The organism is Methanococcus maripaludis (genome assembly GCF_002945325.1).
In the GTDB taxonomy this organism is placed as follows: Archaea; AGJL01; Methanococci; order Methanococcales; family Methanococcaceae; genus Methanococcus; species Methanococcus maripaludis.
Window position 1 is genome coordinate 1327136 of record NZ_CP026606.1, and the last position, 21634, is coordinate 1348769.

20 protein-coding genes are annotated in these 21634 nt (G+C 35.4%); 2 read left to right on the forward strand and 18 right to left on the reverse strand.

All coding sequences use genetic code 11. The annotated features are described in order from the left end of the window. Positions 1-16: 16 nt before the first annotated feature. On the reverse strand, positions 17-1135 hold the full coding sequence (locus tag MMJJ_RS07245) for an amidohydrolase family protein (RefSeq protein ID WP_104838250.1): 1119 nt from the start codon (positions 1133-1135) through the stop codon (positions 17-19). A 73-nt stretch (positions 1136-1208) separates the two neighbouring features. Here MMJJ_RS07245 and MMJJ_RS07250 point away from each other — a divergent pair, with 73 nt between their 5' ends. After that, entirely contained in the window at positions 1209-1841 is a 633-nt protein-coding gene (locus MMJJ_RS07250) for a thymidylate synthase (protein WP_104838251.1), read from the forward strand. A gap of 20 nt (positions 1842-1861) precedes the next feature. Here MMJJ_RS07250 and MMJJ_RS09365 read toward each other — a convergent pair whose 3' ends face one another. The 5 genes from MMJJ_RS09365 to rnhB form a co-directional block, all read right to left on the reverse strand. Beyond that, on the reverse strand, positions 1862-2053 hold the full coding sequence (locus MMJJ_RS09365) for a hypothetical protein (RefSeq protein WP_181507951.1): 192 nt from the start codon (positions 2051-2053) through the stop codon (positions 1862-1864). Positions 2054-2257: 204 nt separating this feature from the next. Then, positions 2258-3316, reverse strand: coding sequence for a transglutaminase-like domain-containing protein (locus MMJJ_RS07255; RefSeq protein ID WP_104838252.1), 1059 nt, complete (start codon positions 3314-3316; stop codon positions 2258-2260). Positions 3317-3349: 33 nt separating this feature from the next. Continuing rightward, on the reverse strand, positions 3350-3592 hold the full coding sequence (locus MMJJ_RS07260) for a PspC domain-containing protein (RefSeq protein ID WP_104838253.1): 243 nt from the start codon (positions 3590-3592) through the stop codon (positions 3350-3352). Between the two features lie 87 nt (positions 3593-3679). After that, the gene (locus MMJJ_RS07265) at positions 3680-4558 is read right to left on the reverse strand and encodes a tRNA (adenine-N1)-methyltransferase (protein ID WP_104838254.1); all 879 of its coding nucleotides are present in this window, start codon (positions 4556-4558) and stop codon (positions 3680-3682) included. After that, positions 4558-5286 (reverse strand): ribonuclease HII, encoded by a 729-nt coding sequence (gene rnhB / locus MMJJ_RS07270; protein WP_104838255.1) that lies wholly within the window; start codon positions 5284-5286, stop codon positions 4558-4560. The genes MMJJ_RS07265 and rnhB overlap by 1 nt, the downstream gene beginning before the upstream one ends. A gap of 118 nt (positions 5287-5404) precedes the next feature. Between rnhB and MMJJ_RS07275 the strand changes: the two genes are divergently transcribed. Beyond that, on the forward strand, positions 5405-6490 hold the full coding sequence (locus MMJJ_RS07275; protein WP_104838256.1) for a formate--phosphoribosylaminoimidazolecarboxamide ligase: 1086 nt from the start codon (positions 5405-5407) through the stop codon (positions 6488-6490). 63 nt (positions 6491-6553) lie between these two features. On the opposite strand, the gene MMJJ_RS07280 is transcribed toward MMJJ_RS07275, so the two are convergent. The 12 genes from MMJJ_RS07280 to MMJJ_RS07335 form a co-directional block, all read right to left on the reverse strand. Next, positions 6554-7867 carry a phosphomannomutase/phosphoglucomutase gene (locus MMJJ_RS07280; protein WP_104838257.1) on the reverse strand — a complete coding sequence of 438 codons (1314 nt, stop codon included), beginning with the start codon at positions 7865-7867 and terminating at the stop codon, positions 6554-6556. 286 nt (positions 7868-8153) lie between these two features. Next, a complete protein-coding gene (gene rpsJ, locus MMJJ_RS07285; protein WP_011171315.1) occupies positions 8154-8462 on the reverse strand; it encodes a 30S ribosomal protein S10 in 309 nt (102 codons plus the stop codon). A 48-nt stretch (positions 8463-8510) separates the two neighbouring features. Then, positions 8511-9797: a translation elongation factor EF-1 subunit alpha gene (gene tuf / locus MMJJ_RS07290; RefSeq protein WP_104838258.1), complete on the reverse strand. Its 1287-nt coding sequence runs from the start codon at positions 9795-9797 to the stop codon at positions 8511-8513. 83 nt (positions 9798-9880) lie between these two features. Then, the gene (locus MMJJ_RS07295; protein ID WP_011171313.1) at positions 9881-12064 is read right to left on the reverse strand and encodes an elongation factor EF-2; all 2184 of its coding nucleotides are present in this window, start codon (positions 12062-12064) and stop codon (positions 9881-9883) included. 101 nt (positions 12065-12165) lie between these two features. Beyond that, positions 12166-12732 (reverse strand): 30S ribosomal protein S7, encoded by a 567-nt coding sequence (locus tag MMJJ_RS07300; RefSeq protein WP_013999728.1) that lies wholly within the window; start codon positions 12730-12732, stop codon positions 12166-12168. Between the two features lie 33 nt (positions 12733-12765). Beyond that, entirely contained in the window at positions 12766-13209 is a 444-nt protein-coding gene (locus tag MMJJ_RS07305; protein WP_011171311.1) for a 30S ribosomal protein S12, read from the reverse strand. A gap of 9 nt (positions 13210-13218) precedes the next feature. Continuing rightward, a complete protein-coding gene (locus MMJJ_RS07310) occupies positions 13219-13740 on the reverse strand; it encodes a NusA-like transcription termination signal-binding factor (protein ID WP_011171310.1) in 522 nt (173 codons plus the stop codon). Between the two features lie 16 nt (positions 13741-13756). Beyond that, positions 13757-14077 (reverse strand): 50S ribosomal protein L30e, encoded by a 321-nt coding sequence (locus MMJJ_RS07315; RefSeq protein ID WP_048055788.1) that lies wholly within the window; start codon positions 14075-14077, stop codon positions 13757-13759. A 197-nt stretch (positions 14078-14274) separates the two neighbouring features. Beyond that, positions 14275-15435, reverse strand: a complete 1161-nt coding sequence (gene rpoA2 / locus MMJJ_RS07320) for a DNA-directed RNA polymerase subunit A'' (protein WP_104838259.1) — start codon at positions 15433-15435, stop codon at positions 14275-14277. Further along, positions 15335-18148, reverse strand: coding sequence for a DNA-directed RNA polymerase subunit A' (rpoA1, locus tag MMJJ_RS07325; RefSeq protein WP_244901526.1), 2814 nt, complete (start codon positions 18146-18148; stop codon positions 15335-15337). The genes rpoA2 and rpoA1 overlap by 101 nt, the downstream gene beginning before the upstream one ends. 50 nt (positions 18149-18198) lie before the next feature. After that, positions 18199-20034 (reverse strand): DNA-directed RNA polymerase subunit B, encoded by a 1836-nt coding sequence (rpoB, locus tag MMJJ_RS07330; protein ID WP_011171306.1) that lies wholly within the window; start codon positions 20032-20034, stop codon positions 18199-18201. Positions 20035-20077: 43 nt separating this feature from the next. After that, entirely contained in the window at positions 20078-21577 is a 1500-nt protein-coding gene (locus MMJJ_RS07335; RefSeq protein WP_011171305.1) for a DNA-directed RNA polymerase subunit B'', read from the reverse strand. Between the last annotated feature and the right edge of the window lie 57 nt (positions 21578-21634).

A 21634-nucleotide genomic window follows, 5' to 3' on the forward strand; every position in this document is an offset into this window, starting at 1 on the left:
ATAATTAAACATTAAATTAGCAAACTAAAAACTTTGAATCAACGTCTCCATTTTCCAATCTGGTTACAACTGATGCAGCAATGTTTTTAGAAGTTTTTAAAATATTTCCATTTTTTATAAATGTAAATGTCGGAATATATCCTTCTTTTATTAATCCAGTATTTTGAAGTCCAAGTATTTCAGCACCGTTTACTGTCGCCATTTTAAGAATTTCTTTTGGATCCACGTGGTAAATTTTGTAGATAAAGTCCATTTCTTTAAATATTGACGGAGAATTTGCCATAAAGTTATCTGTTCCAATTCCAAGTTTTAAATTATATTCTAACATTTTGGGAATATCCGGAAGTCCAACGTTAAACGAGGCATTTGCTCTTGGGCATACTACAACTGGTATTTTATTTTCATTTAACAGGGATAGATCGTCAGAACTTGAATGTGTCGCATGGATAAGAAAATCTGGTTTTATGTTTAGATTTATCAATCTTTCAATTTCAGAAATTCCATATTTTTCTTTTGAATACTGGACTGAGCCCTTATGTTCATTTGCATGAATTGAAAGTATTTTTTTGTTTACTAATTTACAAATAAACTTAAGTTCTTGGTCCGAATACTCATTTGAACCGCTTAATCCTAAACCATCACAATTATCCAAGATAATGGATATTTCATCTTTTAATAGGTTTTCTTCTCTTTGAGTGGGTCTTCCAAGAATTATGGGTTTAATAGATACATTTGAATCTTCAAATGCTGATTTAAGTGAATTTATTCCATTAAGTCCATTTTCACGGAAGTCACAAAAAGCTTTAATGCCATTATTTTCGAGATCATAAAGCCCTTCTGACATCCCCTGCACCAATTCTTTCTCGCTACAAGTATTTAAGAACTTGTGTTTAAGGCCGTTTGGTGGTTTGACAAGTTCGTCAAGTGACTTGCCAATACCAATATCTTTAATACTATTGTCTCCAATATGAGTATGGGAATTAATAAGGGGAGGAATGACCAACCCCTTGTAATTTAAAACATTTGAATGGTGTTCACTCGTAAATCCTTTTATGATTTCATCTTCAATAACCAAAGTTCCTTTTTTTGGTTCGAAGTCGTCGCCATATAAAAAATTAGAATTTAAATAAACCATAATTCGCACCTTTATTCTAACTACCTTAATTTATTGAAGTTTAAACATTAAATATTATCTGTTGGTGAAAATCATGCTCGCGCTGAAGAAAAAATCCGTTAAATCTGCATTCGAAGCACTTATACCAAAAATCATGGAAGAAGGAACTGAAATGATTACCGAAGATGGGCAGAAATGCAAAGAGATAATGAATACAATTATTGAAATTAACGATCCATCTGACAAATCAATCTCTGAAAAATATCCCCTTGGTGAAAGGGCTGTTAAATCTTACACAGAACAGTTATTACACGGATCAGGAGCAACGTTTGTCTACGACTATCACGAGAGAATTTTTGAATATCCTAATGAGAAAAAAGAATTAAAAAACGATCAAATTGAATATATCGTAAATAAATTAAAAGAACAGATTAATTCAAGACGGGCTGTTGCAATTACCTGGAATCCATATATTGACCAGACTGTAAAAGATGTTCCGTGTTTGCAGATTGTACAGTTTTTAGTAAGGGATAATAAATTATACCAAACAGTACTTTTCAGATCAAACGATGCATTTTTGGCATTTCACGCAAATGCAATAGGATTGATTGCTCTTGGTGAAATGGTTGCCGAAAAATTAGGAATTGAACTTGTAAAATACACGCATCACTCAGTATCCATGCACGTTTATTTTGAACGGGATAGTGATGCTTTAAAAAAGTTTTAAAATGAATTAAAAAAATATTTTTATTTATTTCCGCTTAACTGTTTTAACTTTTTACTGAGTTCTAAAAAGTCCATGCAGTCTTCAATGCATCTGTAGGACCCTCTGGATTTAAAACAATCAATTATTTCTTGAAGTTCCGTGCTTGGTTTTCCTCGTATCCCGCGCCATACATTTTTTATTGAATTTCCAACGCCCATAGTATCTACCTTCAATAAACTTTGTTATTTGTGCCTACAAAGCCTCTTTTTAAAATTAAAAACATTGTAATACAACAAAAATAAGTATTTTTTAATTATTATATTATTGTTACTATTCTAGAAAAATCGAAATACTTTTATTGTACAATATATGGAAATGCCCTAAACTAAAAGATATTATTATATAACGCCGAAAAAAAGTATTAAAGTTTTAAATAATTATTTTTTAGCCAGATTTATTATTAATTTAAGTTTTTCTCCATCGTATGAACTTCTAATCCAGATGGAACTGTATTCTGAAATATTATATTTACTTTCATTCGCATCGTTTTTAATGTAATCAAATGCCCATTTTGCATACTGTTTTTCAAAAATTGGTGTGTACCCTCCAAATTCAAAGAAATACTGAATTGTAATTCCTTTTTCATACGCTCTTGGAAGATATTCCATTGAATCTAAGTATTGTATATTGTAGTCACTTTTTATTTCGTAATTCTGTTCAAAATCTGTCATCAAATACCTTGAAAAACCTGCAATATCGCTGTATTTATTTGAAACTGCACTGTAACTTTCAACAGATTTAAAATCTTTATCATAAGAAACTGAATCATTTACAAGTTTAATTTTGTAAAATGTAATGTTATCGATATTATAATTTTCAACATCTTTTTTATAATCTAAATAGTTGTATAAATCCATAATTGGGGGCTGCTGGTCGATAATGTAGTAATCACCATTTATATCAACTGCCGCGGCTGCATGACCTGGATTTCCTGTTGATTCAAATGTTAAGATATATATCGAGGAATAATCCATTTCTAAAAGCAATGCAGAAGTTAATAGGGCATAATCTCCACAGATTCCAGATTTTAATTTAAGTGTTTCTGCAGGACTTTGTATTGTATTATTATATGAATCAGAAACTTCTGTTCTTCCGCCAACCCAGTATGTAACCTCAGGACTTGGGAGTTCTGCTTTTTCATGATTATATTCAATATTATCTTCTTCCCAAAGTACAATATTCCAGATGGAGTCTTCAATAGTATTACCACTTAATGATTTAGAAACGTTGGATACCTTTTCAAGTTCATTTGGGGATAAATATATTTCAATTGAATCTTCAAAGATATATTTTGGAATCTTTTCGTCAAATTCACCATTTTCAAGTATTTTTGATAAATTTAAACTTTCAAAATTATTTTGAACGATAAATAGTGTAGAAAATACTAAAATTCCAATGATTGTAATATAAATTATGTTTTTCAGTTTTAAATTCATAAAAACACCAAAAATAAAAAAATTTAAATTAGTTTATTCTTCAGATTCAGCTTTTATTTTTTCAGGCTCTTTAGAAAAATCGTACGAAACCCCTTCGGGTGCAATAGGGATAATTATTGCTGCAATAATATATACAATAATCATTAACGGGTTCATGAAAAATAATAGTACCCATAAAAGCCTGATGAGCGTTGGATCTACGTTGAAATAGATTGCAAGTCCCCCACATACTCCTGAAAGCATTTTTTCTTTGTCTGATCGGTATAATCTTTTCATAAATTATCCCTCAAAATAGATGATACTTGTGTTCGTTATAATAATTATGAAAAATAGTAGTATTTAAAAAAATGGTTAAGTGAAAATTTAATTTTCTTCAGACTGTTCTGCTGTCTCTTTTGGCTTTTTTGGAACGTATTCTACTATTTTTTCAGGGCAGACTCTCGCAGTTGTAATGTATCCGGTGTGTCCGATCATTCTAGTTGATGGCCTTACTCCTTTTTCTGAAATTTCAATGTCTCTTACAATACATTCAACAGTTCTAATGTCTAAAAAGCCGTGTTCTTTTAAAGCTTCAACACCTTTTTTAGCCTGTTCTACGTATGGTACATATATTGCAATTCTTCCCTTTGCTTTATTGAGTGATTTTTTAGCATGTTCCACAACATTCCAAGGGTCAGGCATATCCAAAACTAAAACATCGATATTTTCTTCTTCTATTTTTTCAGTAATATCTCCGATTTTTTGCGTAACGTTGTAAAGCCCGTTTTCTACAATTTCAATTTCTTCTTCGTCTTCGTCATCAATTCCAATGATTTTTTGGTTTTGTCTAACGGCTCCAACTATTTCAAGATTTTTTCTAGCAATTTTTGCAAATTCTGGCCTTTTTTCGTAAGTTATTATTTTTCCTTCTTTTCCAACAGCATTTGCTAAATAAATTGTAAGTGCCGCAGAACCAGTACCTGCTTCAACAACGGTTTCTCCATTTTCAATACCGCATTCAGCAATGATTAATCCGATATCTTTTGGAAGGAGTGTTGTAACACTTCTTTTCATTTTTTTAATAATGTCATGAATAGTTGGAGTTACAAAATAAAATTCTCCGCCTTTATTTGTAATTAAAATTGATCCTTCTTCTTTTCCAACTAAATCAACAACACCAAGGTCGTTTCCGAAATTATCGAGGTTTTTATTTAAAAGGTATTTTTTTCCACGATCATCTATAATTAGTTCTTTGTTAACCATTATTTCACCCACTGAAATATTTTTGATTCTTCGATTTCCTTTAAAAGATTTTTTGAAGTTGCCCAGCTCTTTCTAGCAATTTTTGGGAGAGTTCTGTTTTCATACACGTAATTTTTTAAAAATTTTTTAGTTTTTGGATCACTTGGATATCCGCTTCCAATTTCTCCAAAAGTTTCTTTATATTCTTCAATAACCCTATCACGAGTTACTTTAGCAATAATTGATGCAGCAGACACTATTTTGTAATTTTCATCAGCTTTGTGTTCAGCAATGATTTCAACGTTTTTATTAATAAGTTTTGCTTTAAATTGATTTGAAAATGACTGTTCACTGCTACTGCAGGCATCGATATAAATTGATATATTATCATTTTCCCTGATAAAATGATTTGAAAGCTTTGAAAAAGCGCTTAATTCTATTTTGTTTAAGTTTATAATTTCCATCTGTTTGTCAATTGTTTCAGGATCAATTACAATCTTTTCGACATCGCATATTTCGTTTATTTTTATATAAAGTTCTTCACGCTTTTTTTTGGAAAGTTGTTTACTGTCCTTTAATTCAAGATCATTTAACTTATGTAAATTTTTTTCATCAATTTTTACCGAAGCAATTACCATTGGTCCAAGTACGGGTCCACGGCCTGCTTCATCGAGTCCAACTATTATTTTTTCGTTAGATCCGTTTGAATTATCCGAATTATTTAAATTATTATTAATATCCTCACTCATTATATCACGTAATTTACTAAACAGGAAACATATAAAAAACAGTAACACGAATATACTTATGCGTTATTTCGGGTCTAAAAACTCTATTTTAAATACCATATAGAACAATGGTGGTAATATGATTCCAAAAGAAGAAATAATGGGGATTTTTGAAAAATATAACAAGGATGAAGTGACTATTGTTACGGTAGGAAGCCACACGTCTTTACACATCTTAAAAGGTGCGAAATTAGAGGGTTTTTCAACAGCAGTTATAACAACAAAAGATAGGGCTATACCATACAAAAGATTTGGTGTGGCAGACAAATTTATCTATGTTGATCAATTTTCAGATATTTCAAAAGAAGAAATTCAACAGCAATTAAGAGATATGAATGCAATTATCGTTCCTCACGGTTCATTCATTGCTTACTGCGGATTAGATAATGTGGAAGACACATTCAAAGTTCCAATGTTTGGAAACAGAGCTATTTTAAGATGGGAAGCTGAAAGGGATCTCGAAGGACGGCTTTTGGGCGGAAGCGGTCTTAGAATTCCAAAAAAATATGGCGGACCTGATGAAATAGATGGGCCAGTAATGGTTAAATTCCCTGGAGCAAGGGGCGGAAGAGGCTACTTCCCATGTTCAAGTGTTGAAGAGTTCTGGAGAAAAATAGGCGAGTTTAAAGCTAAAGGTGTTCTCACAGAAGACGATGTTTCAAAAGCACACATCGAAGAATATGTTGTTGGTGCAAACTACTGCATTCACTATTTCTATTCACCATTAAAAGATCAGGTTGAATTAATGGGAATTGATAGAAGATATGAAAGCAGCATTGATGGGCTCGTTAGAGTTCCTGCAAAAGACCAGCTTGAATTAAATATAGACCCTTCCTACGTTATCACCGGAAACTTCCCTGTTGTAATTAGGGAAAGTCTTTTACCTCAGGTATTTGACATGGGCGATAAATTAGTTGCAAAAGCAAAAGAAGAAGTAAATCCGGGAATGCTTGGACCATTCTGTTTACAGTCATTATGTAATGACAACCTAGAACTCGTTGTATTTGAAATGAGTGCAAGGGTTGATGGTGGAACAAACACGTTTATGAATGGAAGTCCATATTCATGCCTTTACACTGGCGAACCGTTAAGCATGGGTCAGAGAATTGCAAAAGAAATAAAATTAGCACTTGAACTTAACATGATTGACAAAGTTATATCTTAAATTAAATTTAATTTTTATTTTTTTTAAAAAAGTATTTTTGGAATTTTTAAAGTTATTTAATATTTAAGAATTTATTATCTCTTTTATTTCTGTTAATTTTTCATTCATTGTTTTTTCATCATCTGCTTCTAAATTTAACCTTAAAAGTGGTTCAGTATTTGATGATCTAACATTAAACCAAAAATCATTACAATAAAGCGAAATTCCATCTAATTTTTCGATTTTGCAGATGTTTTCATATTTTTTTTCAATGGATTCGATCGATTTTTTCTGGTTAGCCACTTTAAAGTTTATTTCACCACTGTGGAAATATTTTTTGTAATTTTTCGAAATTTCTGAGAGTGGTTTTCCTTCTCTTTCAAGTGCTTTCAAGATATAATTCAATGCTAATAACGGGCTTTCAAAGTAACCTGTTGATTTGAAGTAGAAGTGATTGCTAAACTCCCCTGCAAACTCTGCATCTATTTCATGCATTAATTTTTTTATGAAGTAGTGTCCAACTCTTGTTTTTACAGGAGTTCCCCCATTTTTTGAAATTGTTTCAGGAACCACTTTACTGCATCTTAAATCGTATACAATTTTTCCTTTAACTTCGTTTAAAATTTCATTTGAAATTATCGCAGTTAATATGTCCCCTGCTAAAATTTCTCCTTTTTCATCGACCATTCCGATTCTGTCGCCATCTCCATCAAAAATAAGGCCAAATTCGCAAAAGTTAGTTTTTACCGTGTTTATAATATCGATCAAACATTCTTTTTTAAGGGTGTCTGGTTCGTGTGCAGGGAAATTTCCGTCCGGAAAATCGTTAACAAATATTTTATTTTCTAAAACTTTTTCTAAAACTTTTTTTTCTGCATTGGTAGTTGCACCGTTTGCAAAGTCTACTGCAATTTTTCGATTTGTTTTTTCAAGTTTTTTGGTAAAAAAATTCAAATATTTACTTAAAATATCAACCTTTAAACTTTCTAAATCCAAATTTTCAATTTCTTCCTTTTGTTCTTCTGAAAGTTCAAACATTTCAAAATCCGGTTTTATTTCATCTACTGGTGAAAGTGGAATTGCATCGATGTCGCACATTTTAAATCCAGTATACTCTTTTGGATTGTGGGATGCAGTTAAGATTACTCCAAGATCAAATTTTTTAAGAGTTCCAAAGTACATCAGCGGGGTTGAGATTTCTCCAGCATAGTAAACTTTAGAATTTTCAAGTATCCCGTAAATAAATGGTTTTAAGAGTTTTTTGGAACCGATTCGAATATCGTTTCCAACCATTATTCTTTCATAGTTTTTTCCAACGAGTTTTCCTAAAGAATAAGCAAAATTATCATCTAAATCTTTTTCATAAATTCCCCTGATGTCGTATGCCTTAAATACCAATTTAAACCACCGTTCAATGTTCGAATAAAAAAATTTATGCGTTATATTATGTAAATTGGGATTAAATAACTTTTCAAAAAAATAAAAAATATTATACCATAATTACTCTGAACAATGGTCGAAAATAAAATTAAACCTCACACACTCTGGAATGAGGTATTATTTATTATATTAATATATTTATAAAAATGTTTTGATTTGATAATGTGAAAAAAAGAAGTTTTATTGCAATCCTCAACTCTCAGATTGCAATACGTCTGGCTTTTGCGATTTAAACGAATTAAAATTAGTTTCTCAATTCAATTTCGATTTGAACTGTGTCAGGAATTCTAACTTTCATGATGTGTTTCATGGTTCTTTCGTCAGCTTCAATGTCGATAACTCTTTTGTGAACTCTCATTGTCCATCTGTCGAATGATGAGGAACCTTCACCATCTGTTGATTTCCTTGTTGTAACTTTTAACGCTTTTGTTGGTAGTGGAATTGGACCTGACATGTCTACACCAGTTTTTTCAGCGATAGCTTTAATCTGGTCGCATACACCGTCTAATTCTGTGTGTTGTGTGCTTGATAATTTTATTCTTGCTTTTTGCATAATATGCCTCTTTTGCCGTGTTTAATAAGAAGAAAAAGTTAAGCTAAATTATTTGTTTTTAGCTGTAACTTGGATTGCCATACCTGCAGCAACGGTCATACCCATATCTCTGATTGCGAATCTACCGAGTTGTGGGATTTCTTTAACGCTTTCCATAACTAATGGTTTTGTAGGCATTAATTTAACGATTGCAGCGTCACCAGCTTTTAAGAAGTCTGGGTTTTCTTCTAAAACTTCACCAGTTGCAGGGTTTAATTTTTTCTGTAATTCCATGAATGTACATGCAATCTGTGCTGTGTGTGCGTGGAATACAGGTGTGTAACCTACTGTCATAACTGATGGGTGTTGTAAAACAACGATTTGTGCTGTGAAGTCTGCAGCAACTGTTGGAGGGTTTGTTGTATGTCCTAAAACGTCTCCTCTTTTAATGTCTTTTTTACCAACGCCTCTTACGTTGAAACCGATGTTGTCTCCAGGTTCAGCACTTGGTAATTGTTCGTGGTGCATTTCCACAGTTTTGATTTCTCCTACTGCTCCTGCAGGTTCGAAGACAACTTTGTCTCCTGGTTTGATGATACCTGTTTCAACTCTTCCTACTGGAACTGTACCTACACCAGTGATTGAGTAAACATCCTGGATAGGTAATCTTAATGGTAAGGTTGTTGGTTTTTCAGGTGGTTGGAATCCATCGATAACTTCTGCGAGTGTAGGTCCGTTGTACCATGGTGTTTTGTCGGATTTTTTGAATACGTTGTCACCAAGAAGTGAAGCAACTGGTATGAAGTTGATGTTGTCAGGGTTGAATCCAACCATTTTTAACAATTGGTCGCCTAACATCTTTTTCATTTCGTTGTAGTCAGCTTCTGAGAAGTTAACTGTGTCCATTTTGTTGATTGCAACAGCTAATTGGGTGATACCAAGTGTTCTTGATAAGAAAACGTGTTCTCTTGTTTGGGGTTGAATGCCTGATTTAGCATCGTCAACGTTTACAACTAAAACAGCTGCATCAGCTTGTGAAGCACCAGTGATCATGTTTTTAATGAAGTCTCTGTGGCCTGGGCAGTCTACGATTGTAACTTCGTATTTTGCGGTAGGGAATTTTTTGTGAGCTACGTCAATTGTAACTCCTCTTTCTCTTTCTTCCTTTAAACCGTCCATAACGTAAGCAAATTCGAATCCTGCTTTACCTTTTTCTTCAGCTTCTTTTCTTAATCTTACGATTAACTGTGGGTCGATAGCTCCACCATCTAATAATAATCTTCCTACTGTTGTTGATTTACCAGCATCTACGTGTCCGATAAATGCAACGTTAAGAATTGGTTTTTCTTTTGCCATAATCATTCCTCCATAAGAGTATATTTTTAGCGATTTTTGTAATATGATAGTGAAAAAGGGTATATATATTTTATGGTACTTGTTTATTCAGATTTTAACCCTTTTCTGTCCCTAATTTGTTTAGCAATCTTAGGTTGAAGCTCGTTTGGAACTCTTTCGAATCCTGAGAACTCAACGCTCCACAAACATCTACCTTGTGTAGCCCCCCTAATTGCACCAGCAAATCCGAACATTTCAGCAACAGGCACTGAAGATTTGATAATTGACATGTCTCCTTCTTGTTCCATGTCGAGAATCTGTCCTCTTCTGTTGTTGATCTCTTTCATACCGTCTCCCATGTAGTCTTGCGGGGTGTTGATGTAAACACTTTGCATAGGTTCGAGGAGAACTGGTTTTGCTTGGGCAACTGCATCCCTTACACCGAATCTTACAGCAGGGATAATTTGAGCAGGTCCTCTGTGGATTGCATCTTCGTGGAATGTTGCATCCACTAATCTGATTTTTACACCCTGAACTTTTTCAGCTGCGAGTGGACCGTTTCTTACACCTTCTTTGAAACCTTCGATAATTAATTCTCTAGCTTCATCGAGTTGCACGATACCTCTTGTCATGTTTACAATCATGTTTCCATTGTAAATTGACATTACTTTTTTCGCCTGATCTTTTTCAAGACCTGCTTCAACTAACCTTGCTTCACCATCAGCGGTAGTTTTCTTTTTGTAATCTTCATCGTGGAGTTTACCTTCAACGTATGCAGCGTAAACTGACTCTTCCATAGGTTCTGCAATCATGTAGAGTTTGTTGTGTTTGTTTGGTGATTTTCCTTCAATTTCTGGGGATGTGCCCATAATTGTTTCTCTGTAAACAACGATTGGTTCACCGACATCTACTTCAATTCCACCGTCTCTTCCGATTTTGGTGTTAGTGATAACTTCGATGTGGAGCTCACCCATACCGCTGATTAAGTGTTCACCGGTTTCTTCGTTGATTTCTACTCTTACTGTGTTGTCTTCTCTTGCAATCTGTCTTAAGATTTCAATTAATTTTGGTAAATCTTTAGTGTTTTTAGCTTCGATTGCAACAGTGATAACTGGTTCAGAGGTGTGGCTTAATGATTCAAATCCTGGTTCTAAGATTTCTGAAGGGCTGCATACTGTTTCACCAGCAGTAGCTTCTCTTAATCCTGTTAAAGCACAGATGTTACCTGCTGAAATGCTTGGTACCTGAACTCTTTCAGCACCCATGAAGATTGAAACTTGCTGAGCTCTTGCTTTCTGTTTTGAACCAACGAGGTAGAGGTCGTCTCCTTGTTTGATTCTTCCTGAAAACAATCTGCATGCAGAAATTGCACCAGCGTGTTTATCAACGATAATTTTTGTAACAACACCTGCAAGTGGTCCGTTAGGGTCACAAGCAACCATTGATTTACCGATGGTTGATTCAGCGTCTCCTTTCCAGATGTTTGGAATTCTGTATTTTTGAGCAGTCAATGGATTTGGTAAGTGTTTGATTGACATGTCAAGAACAACTTCGTGGAGTGGAGCTTTTTCAGCCAATTCTTTTTGGTTTTCTTGCTCACAGTAGTCAATAATATCTTTGAATGAAATTCCTGATCTTTGCATGTATGGAACTGAAATAGCCCAGTTGTTGTATGCTGAACCAAAAGCAACTTTTCCATTTGCAACATCACATAACCATTCTTTTTTGAATTCTTCAGGAGCCATTTTTTCGATTAACTTGTTAACTTCTGCAATGATTTTCATGAATCTTCCCTGTAATTCTTCAGGGGTTAATTTCAATTCATTGATCAATCTGTCAACTTTGTTAATGAATAAAACAGGTTTAACTTTTTCTTTTAATGCCTGTCTTAAAACAGTTTCCGTTTGTGGCATAACACCTTCAACAGCACAACATACAACAACAGCACCATCAATTGCTCTCATTGCTCTTGTAACGTCACCACCAAAGTCAACGTGACCAGGGGTATCGATTAAGTTGATTAAGTACTCTTTTCCGCTGTATTCGTGTACCATTGAAACGTTTGCAGCGTAGATTGTGATACCTCTTGCAGCTTCTTCTTCATCGAAGTCAAGTGCAAGCTGGTCTCCAGCTAATTCTTTGGAGATCATACCTGCTCCTGCAAGCAAGTTGTCTGATAATGTGGTTTTACCGTGGTCAATGTGAGCACAGATACCCATGTTTCTAATTTGTTCATGTGTTTCCATTAAGGTTTTGACCTTTTCAACCATTTTTGCTCTTCTTCCCATAATCTCACTCTTTTATTTTTTGAGAAGTTCATAATATACGAACTATTGTTACCCTTTTATGACATAGGGTCATGTATAAAGAGATATAAAAAGTATTTAATTTATCTTGCAGATTGTGCAACTCTCTCTTTTTCTTCTTTTTTCTTAACAGCAAAGCTTTTTTGCATGTCAGCTTTTGAAGCAAAGATGAGTTCGTCTGCTAAGCATTGAGCAACGGTTTTTTTATTTTTGTGTGCGCTTTCTGAAGCACCAAGTGCAATGTTTCTAAAAGCTGTGTCCAATCGTCTTGATGGTGAAACATCAACTGACTGTAAGAATGCAATTCCCCCGTAGGAGATTCTTGTTGTTTCTTCCCTAGGTCCTGAATTTTCTAAAGCATCAACTAAAACTTGAACAGGGTTTTCTTTAGTCCTGTTTTCAATGATTGACAAAGCTTCTTCGACAATTGCTAAAGTTTCGTGTTTTTTACCGGTGTTGTTTTGGTTAGCCATTAATTTGTTAGCTAATCTTTCTACAATGTTCATTTTTGATTTATCAAAACTTTTCTTTGAGTTTCTTCCTGCAGTATGTGGAACTAAAACTGGAGCTACACTAATGTAGGATTTTAAACTTGGGTCTTTAACTGCGACAGTTTCACTGTCCCATTTACCAAATAATTTGATTTCCAATTTTTCACCCTTTTTTCTTTTTTAGATCTTAATTTATCTTTTAACTTTTTCCTGTCTTCCTCTGACAAGCTCTCTGATTGAGTTTTTACCGACTAATACAACTTTGTATCTAACTCCTGGAATATCCCCTTTAGCCTGTCCTGATGGACCACCGATACCTTCGATAACAACTTCGTCGTGTTCATCAATGAAGTTGATAGCGTGGTTTCCAGGTGCAAATGCTGTAACTTGTCTACCGTTTTTGATTAACTGAACTCTAACACATTTTCTGATAGCAGAGTTTGGCTGTTTTGCTTCGAGACCTACTTTCTCAATAACAATTCCTCTTCCCATTGGAGCTCCTTCTAATGGGTCAGCTTTTAATTTTAAGCTTAGAGCTTTGTTAACGTATTTGTAGTGGTGCCATCTGCTTGCTTTTCTTTTTAAAAGTAATTTTCTTCCTGCGAATTCTCCTTTTGGAGATTTACTTCCTGCCATAAAATCACCTTATTGGTTTTCTTCAGCTTCAACATTTTTAGATGATTCTGCTGCTTTTTCAGGTACTTCTTCCTGTTTTGGTTTTTTATCGTTATCTTTTCTTAAACCAGCAACGACTTTGATATTTTTAACACCTGCAAGTCTTCCTGCAATGTCTACTGCTCTATCAATGTTTTTTCCTTTGTCTCCAATAATAGCTCTCCTAAATCTTGGATGAACTCTTATGTAAACTACTAAATCGTCACCAAATTTTTTAGTCCATACATCTTCTACTTCAATTGGAGCAAAGATGTTTTTAATGAACTGTTTTACATCTTCTGAGTATTCGATTAAGTCTATTTTTTTACCGAATTTTTCAGTTGCATTTCTCACATTTTCGCCGCCTTTTCCAATTGCAGCTCCAATGTCACCTTCTTTAACAACGAAAACAATTTTTTCATCATCAGAAGTGCTATCAATCACGTCAGCACCAGTCATCTTTTCGAAGAGACTGATTCTCATGATATCTTCTGTATTAAGTTTAATTCTCATCAACCATCACCCGCGGTTATTCTTCATTGTTAACGTTTAAAATAGCCGAGTTACCAGGTTCTAAAACCAACAATGCGGAAACAGGGAATGGTTTTCCACAAATAGCTCCAAGTTCAATTGAAGTTGCCTGGTGTGTGTAAACCGGGGTTTCTGAAAGTTGTGTGTAATAAAAAATGTCTTCTCTAACGTCTTTTGCGCAGTTGTCTGCAACAATTACTAACTGGCCTTCGCCGTGTTTTATGTTTTTAATAGCCTGTTTTGTACCTAAGACTACATTTCCAGTGTCCACTGCTACTCTTATAGCTCTGTTTATGTCCATATTAGACCTCCTTCTCATTATATTCTCCAGAGGGTTTTCCTATGCAATTTGGAAATTAATGTCCCTATGAATATACGAACTAGTTAATAGTTACATGTTATTTTTATACCTTTGCATCAACCAAAAACTCTCTAATTATAATTAACGGATCGAAGTGAGTGTTATAAACGGTATAAAAAAACGATTATCTTAAAAATAATTAAAAAAGTATTAAATTATAATTCTTTTCCTTCTTCGTAACTCTTGTCGATGCATATGTCGATACAGCCTGTACCCATTGAGATTGGTTTTCCAACAATAATGTTTTCAACAACTCCACCGAGTTCATCAACATATCCTCTCATGGATGCAGAGTAAAGGTGTTTTACAGTTTCCTCAAATGCTGCTCTTGCAAGAACTGATGCTTTTTCACCACCAATACCATGTCTACCGATTGGTTTTACAACTCCATCTGTACACATAAGGTCTGCTACCATCATCAAGTGTCTTTTGTCTACCGTAAGACCCTGATTTCCAAGGGTTGCATCCATCTCATAGATGATTGCATTTCTTGCAGCTTCGATACCCAAAACATCCTGAATTTCAACAATGTTGTTTGTCGTGGTTTTTGTGGTATCAACACCCTCGATATCAAAGACTTCTTTGATGTTTGAACCTTCACTGTAAAGGATGTATTCATCAACTTCTTTTCTGATGATAACCCTTTTGATGTTTTGAACACCTTTCAAGTGGATTGCCCTAACTTTTGGAAGTCTTTTTCTTAATGCTTTTAATGAAGGGGTTTTGATTTTTAAATTGAGAACATTTTCATGATCTTCAATTTTAAGTTTCATTTTGGATTTTATTGCATCGATTACATCAGGAACAGTTAGTCCCCTGCTTTCGAGCTGCTGGTTATTTAATATAATTGTAATACATTCATTTACCAAATCTACGCTGATATCTTCTGAAACAGATTCAACATTGGTACTTTCAATGTTTTTTGCAACCGTTGCAGCTTTTTCTCTATCGCCCTTAAATTCATCATTTAAGTAGATTGTCATTGTTGGGGTAGATGGTTCTTTTCTTGCATCTACAATTTCAATCATTCTTGGAAGACCAAGGGTAACGTTTAACTCCGCTACCCCCGCATAGTGGAACGTTCTCATTGTCATCTGCGTACCAGGTTCACCAATTGACTGTGCCGCAACAACACCAACAGCTTCTCCGGGTTCTACGAGAGTTCTTTCGTATGCTCTTGTAGTTTCGTTTATGATTTCATCAACGAGGTATTCTTCACTTATTTCTTCCCTTAAGATTTTTTCTGAAAGTTCCCTTTTTAACAATGGTGGTAGGACAGAATTTTCCAATTTCTTTTCTAAATCGGCCATTTGCATGTGTTTCACCTAGAAATAGTTTTAATTTAAGAAATTGAAAATAATTAATTTTCATATCTTGAATAACTTTTGTGAATATTTTATCTAAATCTACACCTTTTCCGTGGTCTGCTTTTGCAGGGTCTACTAAGTCTTCCCCGTATTCAAACTGAACAACGAGTCCTCTTGAATCCCTTACTGTTCCATCGTATTCTGCTCTAATATCCTGTAAAGCGTTTACTAGTCTTCTCTGCATGTAACCAGATTGTGCAGTCCTGACCGCCTGATCCACAAGACCTTCTCTACCACCCATCGCGTGGAAGAAATATTCTGTTGGGGCCAATCCTTTTTTGTAACAGCTTCTAACGAATCCGTGTGATTTTGCATCTAAACTTCCTTTTCCAAAGTGCGGAAGGGTTCTTTCTCTGTAACCTCTAAAGACCCTACCACCTCTAACGGACTGCTGACCAACACTTGCAGCCATCATCGTGATGTTAAGGAGTGAACCTCTCGCACCAGTTCTTGCCATCAACGCTGCGTGATTTTCTTTACTTAAGTATTTTTCAGCAACGTTACCTGCCTGGTCCCTTGCTTTACCCAAAATCTGCATGATATATGCTTCTCTGGATTCTTCAACGCCCCTTCCTGGTAAGGATTCTAAAGTTCCGTTTTCGTATTTTTCAACAATATCTTCAACGTCCTGTTCAGCTTTATTTAATAAATCTTGGATTTCCTGAATCGCTTCAGCAGGGATGTCTTCATCGTCAATACCTGTTGTAAATCCTTTCAAAACCATTGCTTTTATTGACATTTTGGTTGCAGCATCGAGGAATAATCTTGCATCTTCTGAACCGAAGTCTTTTACAAGCGTGTTTAATACAATTCCAGCTTCTGAACCAAATCCGTTTTTATCGATTACTCCACGTAAGAGTTTACCGTTTCTAATTACAACGTAAGCATCGTGTTCACATTCTTCTTTTGTACACGTGTCACATTTTTTACAGATTTTTGCTCTGTACTGTAAACTCAATCCTTCTGGAAGTGTTTTACTGAATAATGATTTTCCGCTGTAATATTCTATGTTATTTTCAATAACGTCTGGTTCTCCAAGTTCAACATTAAGTCCAGAGCTTTTTAATAATGTTAAAGCTTCGTCTTTTGTAAATAATGAACTTGTAAGGACGTAAGCTCCTGAAATAAAGTCGTGAATTGCACCGATGATTGGACCACCAAATCTTGGAGAAACAATGTGTTTTTCAACGAGCATTAATTTTTCAGCTTCAGCTCTTGCTTCTTCGGATTGTGGGACGTGAACGTTCATCTCGTCACCATCGAAATCCGCGTTGTATGGTGGACATACACACAAGTTGTGTCTGAATGTCCTGTATGGAAGAACTTTTACTTTGTGTGCCATGATAGACATTCTGTGTAATGAAGGCTGTCTGTTGTACAATACAATGTCTCCGTCTGAAAGGTGTCTTTCGATAACCATTCCGTCGGTTATATTCTCAACCCACATGTCTTTGTTGGCATCGGTAATTTTAATCTTGTATTCTTCTTCTTTTCCATCTTTAGTTCTTACTTTCTTAACCACGTAGTTTACACCAGGGTGGGTGTCAGATCCGTTTCTTAAGAGTGCCCTTACTTTTTCAATGTTGTATGGGGTAACTTTTTCAGGAACAGTTAATTCTTTTGCGATTAATTTTGGAATACCAACTTCATTAATACTGAGTCTTGGATCAGGTGAAATAACCGTCCTTGCAGAGAAGTTTACCCTTTTACCTGCTAAGTTGTGTCTGAACCTTCCTTCTTTACCCTTTAACCTTTGAGCGAGTGTCCTGAGTGGCCTTCCACTTCTGTGTCTTGCTGGAGGAATTCCTGGAGCTTCATTATCAAAGTACGTGTTTATGTGGTACTGTAATAAATCCCATAAATCTTCAATAATTAAGTTTGGAGCCCCACCGTTGATATTTTCTTCTAACCTCTGGTTAATCCTGATAATATCAACTAATTTGTGCGTTAAGTCATCTTCACTTCTTTCTCCACTTTCAAGTGTGATTGAAGGTCTAACTGTTACTGGAGGAACTGGTAAAACTGTTAAAACCATAAATTCTGGTCTTGCAACTTTTGCATTGATTCCGAGGAGTTTACAGTCTTCAGCAGGAATTTTTTCTAAAATTTCCCTAACTTCTGAGGATGTTAACTGTTTTTGAGCTTTTCCGTCTAACTGGTGGTATGCAGTAGGTTTATCGTATTTTACATCTGCTTTTACTTCACCGCATGAAGGACAGACGCTACCTTTTGCAGCTTCTTTTAATAAATCATCACAGAGTGTCCAAGGGTCTCCACCATCCTCTTCGAGTTTGGCCATTTTCTCTAAGTATTCATCCCTTTTGATCTCTGTAATTGTAACTTTTCCACAGTGTGGGCACACTGCTTTTAAAATTTTGTAAATATCTTTTGCAAATCCAATATGGACTACTGGTTTTGAAAGTTCAATATGTCCGAAGTGTCCTGGACAAGTTCCTACTCTTCCACTGCAGCTTTTACATACTAATCCCGGGTCAATAACACCGAGTCTAGTATCCATCAATCCACCGTCAATTGGGTATCCGTCGTCATCGTACGTGTCTGCGGTAACGATTTTTGCAACTGACATGGTTCTTATCTGTTCAGGGGAGAGCAATCCAAATGTAATATCTCCGATTTCCTTTGGAACATCAAATCTATCCATATGTTTCACCGTGGTTTTAGACCTTTTTAATAAAAAATAAATAATTTAAGTTATGCTCTGTCTTTTAATTCTAATTTTGGATCGATTCCCATACTTTTAAGCTCATCCAACAATAATTTGAATGCATAAGCAATTTTTACAGGTGGAATCTTTCTGTTATCTTGAATGTCTTCTGATTCACCACAAACTGGACAGAATTTCATGCCTCTCTTGTAATCGAAGATTGCAATTTCACCACATTTAGCACAGACGTAGTCTTCGTGAGGGTCTGATTCATCGAGAAGTCTTTCCTTAAGGAGCATTGCAGCACCGTGGGCAACTAACACATCTCTTTCCATTTCCCCAAACCTAAGACCTCCTTCTCTTGCCCTACCTTCTGTAGGCTGTCTTGTAAGAACTTGGATTGGTCCTCTGCTTCTTGCGTGGATTTTTCCAGCAACCAAGTGGTGTAATTTCTGGTAGTATGCAACTCCAACGAAAATATCGCACTCTAATTTTCTACCGGATTTTCCATCATACATTGCTTCTTTTGCATGGTGTTCAAAGCCGTATTTTTCAAGGCCTTCTCTTAATTTCCATTCGCTTTCGCCGCTGAAAATTGTTCCGTCGATTCTTCTGCATTCCAATGAACCAACTTTACCACCAATCATTTCAAGAACCTGTCCGATAGTCATCCTTGAAGGGATCGCGTGCGGGTTGATAATTAAATCAGGAATTACTCCATCTTCAGTATAGGGTAAGTCTTCTTGTGGAACAATGAGTCCAATAACCCCTTTCTGACCGTGTCTTGATGCAAATTTGTCACCAAACTCAGGAATTCTTAAATCTCTAACTCTAACTTTTCCAAGTCTGTTTCCTTCTTTTGTTTCACTCAAAATTACGAGGTCAACGATTCCTTCTTCGCCATGTCGAATCGTAACTGAAGTGTCTCTTCTCTGTGATTTTGTTTGAAGGGTGATTTCCTGTTCTTCTAAAAATCTTGGAGGTGACGTTTTTCCTAAAATTACATCTCCCGATTTTACTGAGGATTCAAGGTCGATTAAACCATCGTCACCTAAGTTTCTGTAGGCTTCTTCAGCTCTGTAACCCCTAACTCCTTTTTCAGGAACTTCGAATTTATCGAGTTGTCCTCCAGGGTATCTTTTTTCAAAGCTTTCGTAGCTTCTAAAGAATGAACTTCTACCAAGACCTCTTTCAAGAGATGCTTTGTTGATAATGAACGCATCCTCCATGTTATAGCCTTCGTAACTCATAACTGCTACAACGAAGTTCTGTCCAGCAGGTCTTTTATCAAATCCTAAGATTTCCTGGTGTTTTGTTCTTACAAGTGGAACTTGGGGGTAGTGGAGTAAGTGTCCTCTTGTATCCATTCTCCATTTTATGTTTGCCATGGGAATTCCAAGTGACTGTTTACTCATCGCAGCAGCCATTGTAATCCTTGGAGCTGAATTGTGTTCTGGATATGGGGCAACACCTGCACCGATACCTAAAATAACAAGAGGGTCAATTTCAACGTGCGTGTTTTCCTCGGTTATTTCATCTTCATACATCGCAATTCTTGCGTTTTCTTCTTCTTCAGCATCTAAATATTCAATAATTCCTGAATTTACTAAATCTAAAAAAGTTAATTCTTTAGATTCCATTTTTTCGAGTATTTCTTCTGTTACTTTTGAAGCACCGTTTTCAACAACAATCAATGGTCTTACAGCCCTTCCACCATCGGTTGAAATGTGGACATCGTTACTTTCTTCATTGAACGAAATTGACGTGCTTGGCGATAATTTTCCACTTCTTCTGTTTTCCCTTAAGTTTTTAACAAGTGTTTCAGGGTCTTGTGTGGTATCGATCAATTTCCCGTTAACATATACATTTGTCTGCTTTTCCAAGGTATCCACCTTCTTAATTGACTAAATTCGATCAATATTAAATTTAGTTTTCCTTTGTGAGCCCGAGTTCTTTTAATAATTCGATTACGCTATCGTCGCCTTCGTCAGTAGTTACTTTGCACATTACAGCAAGGTTTTTTACCAGACCACAGTTTGGACCTTCTGGTGTTTCGGATGGACATATTTTACCCCATTGGGTTGCGTGCAAGTCTCTCGCTTCGAAGTGAGGCTGTGATCTTGAAAGTGGAGATACAACTCTTCTTAATTGCGATACTGTTGCAAGGTAACTGGTTCTATCGAGAAGCTGGGATACCCCTGTTCTTCCACCTACCCAGTTTCCAGTAGCCATTGCATGTCTCATTCTTTCAGTTAAAACATCGCTTCTAACTGCAGCTTGAATTGAAGGCTCTTTGTTTCTAATTGCCTGTCTTTCGAGCTGGTATTTGATATCTTTAATTAACTGGTTGAATGAATGTCTGAATAAGTCTTCCATTAAGTCTCCAGCTAATTTTAATCTTTTATTTGAATAATGGTCCTTATCATCTTCAACCCTTAATCCTAAGTAAAGTTCGATTGAATTTTTAGCCATTCTTCCAAGATATTTACATTTAGCGCCTAATTTTTCAGATTCTACGCCCATGTGTGGCAATAGGTAGTTACAAAGAATTGTTTCTGCTCTTTTTAACTTGTACTCTTTAGGCTGTCCTGGAGCTACTCTTTTTCCAATATGTTCGAGTGCATCTTCAGTCGTGTTTATTGCATGCTCTTCTCTTGCTTCCTGTAAGTTTGCAATTAACTGCATGACAACTGTTGGTTCGTCCGAAATTAATTCGATAATTTCTCTATCTGATTCTGCACCGAGTGCTCTCATTAATATAACTAATGGAATTGTGCTAGGCATTCCTGGGAATGAAACATTTAATAATCCATCAGGATTTCTTTCAACAGTACAAAGTGCCCTAAATCCATGTCTGGTTGAAAATACTTTTGCGATATCTACAACTTTGTTGTTTTTTTCTACCTTTTCACATATAATTCTGTTAGGAATAAGGTCTTCTTGAGCAACAACTGCTTTTTCTGAACCATTAACAATAAAATAACCTAAAGGATCTTGTGTATCTTCGCCGTATTTTATCAATTCTTCTGCAGATTTTCCGCACAAATGGCAGATTTCTGAACCAAGCATTACTGGAAGTTCTCCAATGTAAACTTCAACAGGGGATAATACTTTTTCTTCTTCACCTTCACCGACAGTTGGTATCATTTCAAGGTAAAGCGGTGCAGAGTATGCAAGGTTTCTGATTCTTGCTTCCATAGGTGTTATTGGTTTTACAGAACCGTCAGCTTCCTTATTTATTGGTTTTGTAACTCTCACGTTTCCAAAGGATACTTTGTATCCTCCTTTAATTTCTGTTTCAACACCAGTTACCTCATCAATGATTCGTTGAATTTTATTCTTAACAAAATCATCGTAGGAATCGATGTGGTGTTTTACTAAACTGTTTTCTTTAAAAAATGCATCAACAACGACACGGGATTCCATGATTTTCCCCCATAGATTTTAGATAAAGGACTAATAGCTTATTTTAAATTTTAAAAA